This window comes from Pseudomonas sp. G11, from assembly GCF_029457515.1.
Lineage (GTDB): Bacteria > Pseudomonadota > Gammaproteobacteria > Pseudomonadales > Pseudomonadaceae > Aquipseudomonas > Aquipseudomonas gorinensis.
In genome coordinates this window covers 410,605-422,930 of the sequence record NZ_CP120377.1, presented here as the reverse complement: position 1 = coordinate 422,930, position 12,326 = coordinate 410,605, and the positions used below count along the sequence as shown (strand labels likewise).

Below are 12,326 nucleotides of genomic sequence, written 5' to 3'. Positions count from 1 at the left end.
GGCACTGGATAGTTCGCATACTGTTAGTTTGCTAACTATCAATATGGCGGAGAGATCAAATTGCGTCAAGTTTTGAAACAATTTAGCGGATAGGTGGTGGGAGGGTCGGATGTTCAGCAATCGCATAAGCCATGTGGGAGGGGGATTGCCCCCCTCCCACATTTGGATCGGTGTCGGCTTCAGACAACTTTCAAAAGATTTTTTTACCCCCCTCGCCCACTCCGCAACATCAGATTCAACTCATCCACCACTTCCGCCCAATCCGCGTCCTCGCAGATTTCATCGCGCAAAAACGCTCTCTGGCTGTCCGTCCAAAAAAACGCATCCGCCAGATGCAGCTCCGGCTTAAGCGGTGAATGAGCCGCCACAAACTGTTCGATACTGACCCGGTCATCGGCCAGCCCAAGCTGTTTGAACAGTGACGGCAAGCTGTGCACAGGCGATTCCATGGCGGGCTCCTAAGAAGACAATTCCCCAGAGTCTAGTTCAGGCGCCAGCCAGGCCAACAACCGTTCGACGCTCTGTTGTGTCGACAGCACGCCGGTGTCCAGTACCAGCGAAGCGTGGGGCGGTGGCTCGTAGGGCGAACCAATGCCGGTAAACCCCGGTAGCTCACCCCTGCGGGCGCGGGCGTAATGACCTTTGGGGTCGCGCCGCTCACAAACCGCCAGCGAGGCACTGCACCACACTTCCCGATAATCGGCCCCCAGGCGTTGGGCGAAGACCGCGCGCAATTGCACCAGGGGCGCAATCATCGCCAGGATCACGATTTGCCCGTTGTCCACCAGCAGCGCCGCCAGTTCGCTGGCGCGGCGGATGTTTTCCAGACGGTCGCCGTCGGCAAAGCCCAGGTCTTTGTTGAGCCCGACGCGCAAGGCGTCGCCGTCGAGCACGATGCTCTGGCGGCCTTGTTCGAAGAACGCGGCCTGGAGGCCCTGGGCCAGGGTCGACTTGCCCGAGGCGGGCAGGCCGGTGAGCAGGATCGCCACACCCCGATGGCCATTGCGCGCCTCGCGTTGACGGCGGGTGATGCTCGCCGTGGGCGCTACCAGGTTATTGGGCGACGGCACGCGGCACCGGTGCGCTGATGTTGCCGGCGGCCCAGGCCGATTCACGGCTGGCCAGGGCGGTGGCGATGCTTTGCACGCGGTCGGAGTCCAGTTGCTCCGGCAGCGAGTCGAGACCGGCGCTGGCGAAGATCTGGCCGTAGGCGTTGCGCAGGTCGGCGTAAGCCAGGTCGCGGCGCAGGTCGGCTTGCAAGGTACTGAGCTCGCCCTGGATCAGGTCGAGTTCGCCCAGGCCAGCCGCTTCGTGTCGATTGCGCAGCTGGGTGAGGATTTGCCCGTCAATATTGGCCAGTTGCTCGCTGATCTTGAACTGGCGCACGGCGTCCTGGAAGTTGGCGTTGGCCACATAGATCTGCGCCAGCACCGCGATAGACATGGCCTGGCGCCTTGCGGTGGCGACTTCTTCACCGGCCTTGGCCACGTCGATGGCGGCGGGCGCGGACATCACGTTAAACAGGTTCCAGGTGATTTTGGCGCCGTAGTCGGCCCAGCGATTGTCCACCAGGAACGAGTTGCTGTCGTAGTGGCCACCGGCGGAGAACTCCAGGCCCGGCAGCAGGCGCAACATGGCCTTGCGGGTTTCGGCGGCGCTGATGCGGCTCTGGTAATCCTGCTCGCGCAATTCCGGCCGATTGGCCAGGGCTTCCTGTTCCAGGCTGGCCAGGTTGACCTTGAGCTGGGGCACGGTGTAGTCGTCCGGCGTGGCCAGCCTCAACTCAGTCCCCATGGGCAAGTTGATCAGGGTCGCCAGCTCGGTCTTGGCCAGGGACAAGGCACGGCGCTGTTCCTGTAATTGGCGTGTGGCTTCGATCAGCGAGCGTTGGTAGCCAAGGGCCTGGACCGGGTCGCCGATGCGCTGCTCGCTCATGCTTTGGCTATCGACCTGGGCTTTGTCGACCCGCGCCATCAGGCTATCGATCTGGGTCAGCAAGCGCTCGGCCGCCACGGCTCGCCAGTAGGCCGAGCGCACGTCCTGGACGATGGTGTTGATGACCTTGCGCCGACGTTCCTGGATGATCAGGCGCTGGTCACCCTGCTGCTTGGCGCTGATGTAGCTGACACCAAAGTCGAGTACGTTCCACACCATGGTCAGGTCCGCCACGCGACGATCGCGGTCCTGGGAGGTCGACGGCTCCAGGGACTGGGTACCGGTGAGCACGCTCTGGCTGCTGGAAGCGTTGGTGTTATTGCGTCCGGCATAGCCTGCGGACAAGGCCATGCGCGGCAGCATGTCGAAGCTGGAGAGATCCGATTGGCGTTTGGCCAGGGCCTCTTCCATCACCTTCAAACGACCTTCGAGGTTGTATTTGACGGCGCGAGCCATGGCCTGGTGCAGCGTCAACGCGCCGCTCAACGGCTCCTGATCCTTGTACATGCCGTGCAGGTCGTTGCGGGCTCGCTGCTCGCTGACCCTGCGCTCAATCGGTTCGCTGGTGACTGCACAACCGCTGATCGCCAGCGCCAGCACACTGGCACCGAACAACTTATGACGTGTCTTCATCCTTGTAATGCCCCTGTTACTACGCCTGGAGTTAAGTGTGTTCAAGCCTGCATTTCGCTGATGCCGACTTGTTGCAGTGCGTGCGCCAGGTCCATCACTTGGCGCTGTTCTGTGTCTTTGAGCTGCTGCAATTGCTGGCCGAGGCTCGGCGCGCCAAACATGCCGCGCGCCCCCTGGACCGGATCGCCCGGGCCTTTGATCGATGGGTTGTCGGACGCCTTGAGGGGGCTATCGTCACCGTGGGTTTCGCGATTGAACAGGCTCGACAAGGTGCTTGAACCAAACACCCCGCCATCGCCGCCGCCCAAGCCCAAAAAGCCGCTGGCGCTGCTGTCACCGGCCCTATCGGTGCCGAATACCTGGGCGATATAGCTGGGAGCCAAGGCACCGTTGCGCAGAAAGATGCTGCCCACCGGCGGCAAGCCCGCCCCCAACTCACGTTGCTCGAACAACGGCGGGAAGCCGACGGGTAAACCGAGGACGCCCGTCGGCCGGCCAAACACGATCGGTTGCAAGGGTGGGTTCGGTGCGCCTTGAGGCGGTGCCGGATCGGTGACGCGGAACAATGGGTCGCCGGTCAGCGCTACCGTGTTGATCGCATAGTTGTTGGAGTTGGCATAGCCGCTGCCCGCGTTGCCCGACAGGTCATTCACCAAGCGGTTATCGAGGGTGATGAAATTGCTCGGGTCATTGAGGTTGGCCGTTGGCGTCAAGGTCGCAGTCCAGGTCTTGCCACCGTCACCGGTAACCAGGTTGGACAAGCTGCCGTTGGCCACGCTCAGGGCATCCAGATTAAAGCCGCTGACTTTCTCGCTGAAGGTGAACGTCACGGTAGTCGTCTGGCCGACGGTCAAGTTCGGGTTGGCGATACTGATGGTCGCGGTAGGGCGCTCGCCATCGATCGCGTAGTTATTCGAGATCGCGATGCCGGTGCCAACGTTACCCGCCGTGTCGTTAACCTGGCCGGCATCCAGCACGATCAGGTTGGTCGCATCGGTGATGGCGGCGGTCGGCGTCAGGGTCGCGGTCCAGGTTTTGCCGCCATCATTGCTCGCCAGGTTGGACAGCACGGCATTGGCGACACTCAGGTCCGAAAGATCAAACCCGGTGACGGCCTCGCTGAAGGTGATGGTCACCAGCGAAGTGGCACCGATGTTCAGGCTGTCGTTGGTAACGACTATGGTTGCCGTCGGCCGCTGGGTATCGATGGCGTAGTTGTTGGAATCGGTGCTGCCGCTGCCGGTATTGCCCGAGCCGTTCTGAACGCCGCTGTTGTCGAGGGTAATCAGGTTGGTGGCGTCGGTGACGTTGCTGGTCGGCGTGAAAGTCGCCGTCCAGGTAACACCGCCGTCGCTGCTGCTCACAGTCGTCAAGGTGCCGTTGGCAATCGTCAGGTCGGCGTTGGTGAAGCCACTGACCGCTTCGCTGAACGTGATGGTGACCAATGAGGTCTCGCCGATATTTAACGCATTGTCCGCCACCACGATGGTCGCGGTTGGGCGTACGGTGTCGACGGTGAAATTGACCGAGTTGGTGGTGCCTGTGCCGACGTTACCTGCCAGGTCGGCGATGCCCGTGTTGTTCAGGGTGATCAGGTTGGTGGTGTCCTTGATACCAGCGGTCGGAGTAAAGGTGGCAGTCCAGGTCACCCCGCCATCGGCACTGCTCACCGCCGTGAGGGTGCCATTGGGCACGTTCAGGTCACTGTTGGTGAAACCGGTGACCGCCTCGCTGAACGTGATGGTCACCAGCGACGTTTCACCGGCGACCAACGCCGTATCAGCGAGCACGATGGTCGCGGTCGGCCGCTGGCTGTCGACGGCGTAGTTGTTCGAGTCGGTGGTACCGCTGCCGGCATTGCCCGCCAAATCGGTGACACCGGTGTTATCCAGGGTGATGACGTTGTTTGCATGAGTCACCCCGTTCACGGGGGTCAGCGTCGCGGTCCAGGTGATGCCACCATCGTTGCTGCTCACCGCGCTCAATGTGCCGTTGGCAATCGTCAGGTCGGCATTGGTAAAGCCGGTGACCGCCTCGCTGAAGGTGATGGTCACCAGTGAGGTCTGGCCGATGCCGAGGGCTGAATCGGTAACCACAAGGGTGGCGGTTGGGCGCTGGGTATCGATGGCGTAGTTGTTCGAATCGGTAGTGCCCGTACCGACGTTACCGGCCAGGTCGTTGACGCCCGTGTTGTTCAGCGTGATGAGGTTGGTGGCGTCGGTGACGTTGCTGGTCGGCGTGAAAGTCGCCGTCCAGGTGATACCGCCGTCGTTGCTGCTCACCGCGCTCAACGTACCGTTGGCGACGCTCAGGTCGGCGTTGGTGAAGCCGCTGACCGCTTCGCTGAACGTGATGGTGACCAGGGACGTGCCGCCGATGTTCAGCGCCGGGTCGGCAACGACGATGGTCGCGGTCGGCTGCGCGGTATCGATGGTGTAGTTGTTGGAGTCGGTCGTACCGCTGCCGGCGTTGCCCGCCAGGTCGGCGATGCCGGTGTTGTTCAAGGTGATGAGGTTGGTGGCGTCGGCGATGCTGGCACTCGGGGTGAACGTGCCTGTCCAGGTGATACCGCCATCGTTGCTGGTCACCGCGCTCAATGTGCCGTTGGCGACGCTCAGGTCGGCATTGGTGAAGCCGCTGACCGCTTCGCTGAAGGTGATGGTGACCAGTGACGTGCCGCCGATGTTCAGCACCGGGTCGGCGACGACGATGGTCGCAGTGGGCCGCACGGTATCGATGGCGTAGTTGTTCGAGTCGGTGGTACCCGTGCCGGCATTGCCCGCCAGGTCGGCGATGCCGGTGTTATCCAGGGTGATGAGGTTGGTGGTGTCGGTGATACTGGCGCTCGGGGTGAACGTGCCTGTCCAGGTGATACCGCCATCGTTGCTGCTCACCGCGCTCAATGTGCCGTTGGCAATCGTCAGGTCGGCATTGGTGAAGCCACTGACCGCTTCGCTGAAGGTGATGGTGACCAGGGAAGTGCCGCCGATGTTCAGCGCCGGGTCGGCGACGACAATGGTCGCGGTGGGCCGTACGGTATCGATGGCGTAGTTGTTGGAATCGGTCGTACCGCTGCCGGCATTGCCCGCCATGTCGGCGATGCCGGTGTTATCCAGGGTGATGAGGTTGGTGGCGTCGGTGAGGCTGGCGCTCGGGGTGAACGTGCCTGTCCAGGTGATACCGCCATCGTTGCTGGTCACCGCGCTCAACGTACCGTTGGCGACGCTCAGGTCGGCGTTGGTAAAGCCGGTGACTGCTTCGCTGAACGTGAATGTCACCAGCGACGTTTCGCCGATTTTCAGCGCCGGGTCGGCGACGACGATGGTCGCGGTGGGCCGCGCGGTATCGATGGTGTAGTTGTTGGAGTCGGTCGTACCGCTGCCGGCGTTGCCTGCCAGGTCGGCGATGCCGGTGTTGTTCAAGGTGATGAGGTTGGTGGCGTCGGTGATGCTGGCGCTCGGGGTGAATGTGCCTGTCCAGGTGATACCGCCATCGTTGCTGGTCACCGCGCTCAACGTACCGTTGGCGACGCTCAGGTCGGCGTTGGTAAAGCCGGTGACTGCTTCGCTGAACGTGAATGTCACCAGCGACGTGCCGCCGATGCTCAGCACAGGGTCGGCGACGACGATGGTCGCGGTGGGCCGCACGGTATCGATGGCGTAGTTGTTAGAGTCGGTCGTACCGCTGCCGGCATTACCCGCCAGGTCGGCGATGCCGGTGTTATCCAGGGTGATGAGGTTGGTGGTGTCGGTGAGGCTGGCGCTCGGGGTGAACGTGCCTGTCCAGGTGATACCGCCATCGTTGCTATTCACCGCGCTCAATGTGCCGTTGGCAATCGTCAGGTCGGCATTGGTGAAGCCGCTGACCGCTTCGCTGAAGGTGAATGTCACCAGCGACGTGTCGCCGATTTTCAGCGCCGAGTCGGCAACGACGATGGTCGCGGTCGGCCGCGCGGTATCGATGGCGTAGTTGTTGGAATCGGTCGTACCGCTGCCGGCATTGCCCGCCAGGTCGGCGATCCCGGTGTTGTTCAAAGTGATGAGGTTGGTGGCGTCGGTGAGGCTGGCGCTCGGGGTGAATGTGCCTGTCCAGGTGATACCGCCATCGTTGCTGGTCACCGCGCTCAACGTACCGTTGGCGACGCTCAGGTCGGCGTTGGTAAAGCCGGTGACCGCTTCGCTGAACGTGAATGTCACCAGCGACGTGTCGCCGATTTTCAGCGCAGGGTTGGCAACGACGATGGTCGCAGTCGGCCGCGCGGTATCGATGGTGTAGTTGTTGGAGTCGGTCGTACCGCTGCCGGCGTTGCCCGCCAGGTCGGCGATGCCGGCGTTGTTCAAGGTGATGAGGTTGGTGGCGTCGGTGAGGCTGGCGCTCGGGGTGAACGTGCCTGTCCAGGTGATACCGCCATCGTTGCTGGTCACCGATGTCAGGGTACCGTTGGCAATCGTCAGGTCGGCATTGGTGAAGCCGGTGACCGCTTCGCTGAACGTGATGGTGACCAGGGAAGTACCGCCGATGTTCAGCGCAGGGTTGGCTATTACCACGCTTGCGGTCGGGCGCACGGTGTCGATGGTGTAGTTATTGGACGTGGTAGTACCGGTGCCCACGTTGGTCGAGGTGTCGGTGTAGAGCGTGTTGTCCAGGGTAATGACGTTGGTGCCGCTGGTGACGCCAGCCGTCGGCGTGAAGGTGGCGGTCCAGTGGATGTTATCGCTGGTGGTCAGGCTGCTCAGGGTGCCGTTGGAGGCCGTCATGTCGGCCAGGCTGAATCCGGTCACCGCTTCGCTGAAGGTGATGTTCACCACGGAGGAGCCACCGAGGTTCAGCCCGGGGCTGGCCACGGCGACTGTCGCCGTCGGCCGTACCGTATCGACGGCGTAGTTATTGGAGGTGGAGGTACCGCTGCCCGCCAGACCATTCGACACGCCGGTGACACCGGTATTGTCCAGCACGATATGGTTGCTCGCGCTGGTCACGCTCGCATCTGGGGTGAACGTCGCCGTCCAGGTGAGGCCGCCATCATTGGAGATGACGCTGCTCAAGGTGCCGTTGGAGACCGTCAGGTCGGCGTTGGTGAAACCGGTGACGGCCAGGTTGAAGGTAATGGTCACCTGCGAAGTGCTGCCAATGTGCTGGGCAGCGTTTGCCACTACGATGGTCGCGGACGGCGTCGGTGCGTAGGCGGTGTTCACTGTACCGCCGTCGTTGAAGATATTGTTCACGGCAGCCACGGAGGCACCCGTGCTGCCTCCACCCAACGCCGGGCCACCGGAACCGCTGCCACCGACGTTGCCGCTCATGGCCGCAAAGTTGGCGGCCGTCATCAACAGCGTGCCTTTGTTCCAGATCGCACCAACGCCTTTGCCCGCCGCGCCGCCCGAGTCTGCTGAACCCCCCAGGCCACCGCCACCACCGCCACCTCCGCCGGCCGCGATGTTATTGGAGATCACCGAAGTGCCGACGACCGTCAGGGTGCCGGAGCTGGCGTTGTAGATACCGCCACTGGCCGAAGCCCCTGCCCGGCCAGGCTTGTCCCACCCGGAACCGCCACCGCCGCCGCCAATGGAAATAGTGCCGTTGTTTGCGGTGCCGCCGGCACCGCCATTGCTGTAGTTGGCGGCCCCCACGCCACCCGCGCCGCCGCTGCTGCTGCCACCACGGCCGCCCATATAGTTCGGGTTGTAGCCGCCACCATTGCCACCGGTGTTGGCGCTACCGGACGTCCCACCATAAACGCCGGTACCGAAGCCCGAAGTGCCGCCATGGCCGCCGGCCTGGCCGCCAAGAGCACCGCCGCCGCCGCCGCCACCACCCACCGCGCCGCCAACATAGGGCGCGGTGACCCCACCGCCCCCGCCACCGCCCGAGGCCGCGTTGCTGGTCACCCTGACATTGTTCAAGGTCAGGTTGCCGAGGTTGACAATACCGCCGCCCATTGCCGCTGTGCCGTCGACACCCGCCGCTGCGCCATTACCCGCCGCCAGGCCTTGGGTGATGACCAAGCCATCCAGCGTCGCCGTCACACCGCTCCCCACCCTCAGCACCTGAGTCTTGTACTGCCCGCTGAGGGTCACATCCGCCACACCGTCTTGGTTCAGATCACCGGCGATGGTGACGTTTTTGCTGATGACCAATTGCGAGTTGAGGTTAACCGTCATGGTGGTACTGAACGTGACGGTATCGCCGGACACCGAATCGCTCAGAGCCTGGCGCAATGAGCCGACGCCACTGTCACCGTTGTTGACCACCGTGATCGTGGCCAACCCGTACTGGTACGCCGACATCGCCTGGTACGACAACGCGGTATGGCTCTCGATGGAGCCGGTGGCAATTTCCAACGTCCAATCGCCACCCTCGCCGGTGCGGTTGCTGGACGCGGCAATATCACGGCCGGTCAATTGCGCCAGGGAGTCGACGAAGTTGAGCCCTTTGCTGTCCCCTGCCGTGTTGCACGCGTAGATCAGAATGTCGCCGCCCACATTCATGTCCTGGCCGATCTGCGCCAGCACTTCGCTGCGGGCCGCGATGTTGTCGGCCGACAAATAGGTGCTGCCCAGCCACAAATCGCCGGTGTTGCCGTGGGCGAGGATCTGCACCGAGCTCACGCCCTGGTGGCTGCCCAGATAATCGGCAATCTGCTGCAGACCGTCTTTGCTGGCGTCCAGCTGCACCACCTCGGTGCCGGGGGCGACGCCCTTGAGCAAGTCGGCGGAGTCTTTGACCCGGGCGTCGACGAACACTACGGTCTGCCCCGGTACGGCAACCGGCGCGGGTGTGGCCGGCGCGTCGGTTTGCCCATGGGTGTCTTTGCTGGCGGTGGCATGCTCGGTCGTCGGCGCCTTGGCGGCCGCGTCGGCAGTGGCATGGCTGTCCGCCTGGGCGGCATCGGCCACAGTGGCGGCCACCGCGCCGTCAAACAACATGCGCGGTTCCAGGAACATGATCATCGGCGTCGCCAGGGGGTTGGCGCCTGTTGTTGTCTGCCGTGCCTTACCTTTGCTCCACCACATGCTGCTCACCCGTTTGTCGAATGCTGATACCCGCAATGAAAAAAACCGCGATCAGCCGATCGCGGCATCGGCTTTGGTGCGAATTACATTGGCGGCGCTCAGGCTGCCATCCCGCCAGAAATCCATATGCGCAAACTGCTCGAAGAGGTCCGGCGGCAGGATCGTACGCCGAGGCTGCAAAGCGACCTTGGGCTTGACCCGATGCAACCCGCTGACGCCCAGAGCCTCGTCGAAGTCCGGCGCGTCATAGCTGAGGTTGTCGAAGTCATGCTCGAACCACGGCTGCTCGATAAATTCGTAGACCAGCCGCATCACGCGCTCGGGCGCCTGGGATAGCAGGTCGTAGTCGACGATCAACATGGACCCGGCGTTTTCACCGTAGTACGCCTCTTTGAGGGCCGACCAGGCATAGCCCACGAGGCGATTGCGCTGGCCCAGGGTTTCGACACGGCTGTATACGGTGTTGCGCTCGATGTCGTCGTTGAACAGCTTGGTGTTCTCGAACGGATTGGCGCGATAGAGGCGTTCCAGGCTGTCCATGATCCACGCCACGTTGCGCACACAGGCAATGACCTTGGCCTGGGGAAACAGGTCATGCAGGGCGGGCATGCGCGCGCACCACTGGCGGTTGGTGTCGAACACCACCGGGGTGGAGGGTTTGTCGCCGTAATAAGCATCGAACAAGCCGCGCAACAGGCGGCGGCGGGTGTCCGGATCAATGACCGAGCCAAACTCGCTGCCGGCGCTGCACTGCGCCAGCACACCATTGAACAACGACCCTATGGGACTGCTCATGCCGGCGCGAAAGCGTGGGTTCTGCAACAGGATTGCAGAGAGCAAGGTCGAGCCGGAACGCGGCAGACCGGAGATAAAGTGATACTGCAATCCTTTCACCACTTTGTAGGACAAATCCATTTATGGTGGAAGCGTAGTAGAGGATTGCAGGGTCAACTAGTGTTCATTTGCCACTATTTCGGCATTTTCTCAATGCCAATTCGCGATTAGCGACAGCCCTCCGGCTGCGAAGGCTCTGGCCCGCGGCAAAGCACGAACAGGCGTGCCCTGGCTCCACCGCCATCCTGGCGCAAAAGTTCGCGCCAATCGGTGGGAATCGGCGCGAAATCGTCCGGCAAATCAGTGCTGCTGATCAGCCAGACGCGGCGCGTATCCGCCGGTAAAGCCGACAGACTATCGAGGTAGATACGCCCGCCGTCCTGGTCCACCAGCGTACCGAAGCCATACGCGTTAGGCCGGGTCGACGTGCCATCCGGTTTGGGCGGGGTATAGAGCTGCAATTGGGCGTCAGTCTGGTCGTAATACACGTAGCTCAAGTACCACAGCATGTCGCTAAGGACGATGCGGTCGCCTTCCTGATAGTTACGGTTGACGAACTCCACCGGCACGTTGAAATTATCGCGGTCGTCCACGGTTGCATTGCTCTTCAGCCCCAGCAGTTCCACGCTGATAAACAGCACCAGGAACGCGGCGCCCCAGCGTGACAGGCGTTTGGGCAGGCGGTCGATGGCCAGGGCCACCATGATCGGCAAGCCAAGGGCATACGCCGTGAGGTAGCGCTCGATGAACACCGGGGAAATAAACGATACCGCATACACCAGCAACAGCGGCAGCAGGAAGAATAGCGCCAGCAGGCAGGCCGGCCGATGGGCTTCGCGATCACGCCAGGCGGTCACCCCCACGACGGCGATCAGTAGCAGCGGGAACGACCAGAACAATGGTGCCCAGAAACCGATGCCCTCGTCCTGGAGCATGAACTGCCAGATCATCGACGGGACGGAGATCAGCGTGACCGGGTCTTCCCAGCCGATATCCCCCCCGGTCTTGAGCTGTTCGACGTGCTGCACCAGGTCCACCAGGTTGGGCAACCAGGGCAAGTACAGCACCACAATCAGGACATTGGCGCACCACCACGCTGGGCGCAGGAGCAACCGTCGGCCAGGTGCCTGGGACGAGTACAACAACCCCAGGTAGGCCCAATGCACCATTACACACAAGGCCATGAAGTAATGGGTATAGAAACCGGCCGCCATCAGCAGCACATAGGCCGCCAGGTAGCGCGTGCGCTCGGGGCGGCGTACCCAATACACCAGCGCCAGCGTCGCAGCCAGCAGCCACACGGCCAGCAGCGAGTACATACGCACTTCCTGGCTGTATCGCACGGCAGTGGGGTACAGCGCCAGCAGCACACCCGCCAGCACGGCGGCACGATAGGTGGACAGTAGCCGCGTCAGCCAGATACCCAGGCCCACCGCGACCACGCCGGGAATCGCGCTCATGCCGCGAATCGACCAGATGCCGTCGCCAAACAGGCCGATCCAGCCGCGCAGCATGAAAAAATACAACGGGGGGTGCACATCATGGGCCGCGTGGAACCACAGGTCGTCTACCGCGTATTCGCTGAGCAGCAGGCTCGAACCTTCGTCACCCCAGATCGCCGCTGCTGTCAGGCCATAAAAACGTACGGCCATGGCCAGCGCCAGAATCGGCACCCACCATAGCCGGCTGAGCCAACCGGCACCCGCCCAGGCAGCCGAGAGGCGACTGACTGCGGGAAAAACCCCAACTTTGTCGTCTTGTTCTACCACGGACCGTCGCACCTCAATTCCTCTGAAACTGCCTCTTTTCAAGGCAAACCCTGCGCATGCGCAAACAAGCGCCACTCTAGGACAAAAGCCTCGGTTTCGCTTGCTGTTTTGCACCCGCCAGGCGTTGTGTTACCGGCTGGGG

General features: G+C 62.6%; 6 protein-coding genes. All 6 read right to left on the bottom strand.

Going from position 1 to position 12,326, the window contains the following annotated elements; all coding sequences use genetic code 11:
* Positions 1-203: 203 nt before the first annotated feature.
* The 6 genes from P2T68_RS01860 to P2T68_RS01835 all read right to left on the bottom strand — a co-directional run bounded on the left by P2T68_RS01860 (position 204) and on the right by P2T68_RS01835 (position 12,196).
* Positions 204-449: a DUF2789 domain-containing protein gene (locus tag P2T68_RS01860; RefSeq protein ID WP_024072687.1), complete on the bottom strand. Its 246-nt coding sequence runs from the start codon at positions 447-449 to the stop codon at positions 204-206.
* 9 nt (positions 450-458) lie between these two features.
* Entirely contained in the window at positions 459-1,070 is a 612-nt protein-coding gene (gene cysC, locus P2T68_RS01855) for an adenylyl-sulfate kinase (RefSeq protein WP_024072686.1), read from the bottom strand.
* Positions 1,054-2,568: a TolC family protein gene (locus tag P2T68_RS01850; RefSeq protein ID WP_277378945.1), complete on the bottom strand. Its 1,515-nt coding sequence runs from the start codon at positions 2,566-2,568 to the stop codon at positions 1,054-1,056. Before P2T68_RS01850 ends, cysC begins: the two co-directional genes overlap by 17 nt.
* A gap of 41 nt (positions 2,569-2,609) precedes the next feature.
* Positions 2,610-9,581 carry an Ig-like domain-containing protein gene (locus P2T68_RS01845; RefSeq protein WP_277378944.1) on the bottom strand — a complete coding sequence of 2,324 codons (6,972 nt, stop codon included), beginning with the start codon at positions 9,579-9,581 and terminating at the stop codon, positions 2,610-2,612.
* A 51-nt stretch (positions 9,582-9,632) separates the two neighbouring features.
* On the bottom strand, positions 9,633-10,496 hold the full coding sequence (locus tag P2T68_RS01840; RefSeq protein ID WP_024072683.1) for a sulfotransferase: 864 nt from the start codon (positions 10,494-10,496) through the stop codon (positions 9,633-9,635).
* 86 nt (positions 10,497-10,582) lie between these two features.
* Positions 10,583-12,196 (bottom strand): glycosyltransferase family 39 protein, encoded by a 1,614-nt coding sequence (locus tag P2T68_RS01835; RefSeq protein WP_168233360.1) that lies wholly within the window; start codon positions 12,194-12,196, stop codon positions 10,583-10,585.
* Between the last annotated feature and the right edge of the window lie 130 nt (positions 12,197-12,326).

Excerpts from the sequence above, each read along its gene's own strand:
- P2T68_RS01860 (WP_024072687.1), bottom strand. The coding sequence starts at position 449 with ATGGAATCGCCTGTGCACAGCTTGCCGTCACTGTTCAAACAGCTTGGG.
- P2T68_RS01845 (WP_277378944.1), bottom strand. The coding sequence starts at position 9,581 with ATGTGGTGGAGCAAAGGTAAGGCACGGCAGACAACAACAGGCGCCAAC.
- P2T68_RS01850 (WP_277378945.1), bottom strand. The coding sequence starts at position 2,568 with ATGAAGACACGTCATAAGTTGTTCGGTGCCAGTGTGCTGGCGCTGGCG.
- P2T68_RS01840 (WP_024072683.1), bottom strand. The coding sequence starts at position 10,496 with ATGGATTTGTCCTACAAAGTGGTGAAAGGATTGCAGTATCACTTTATC.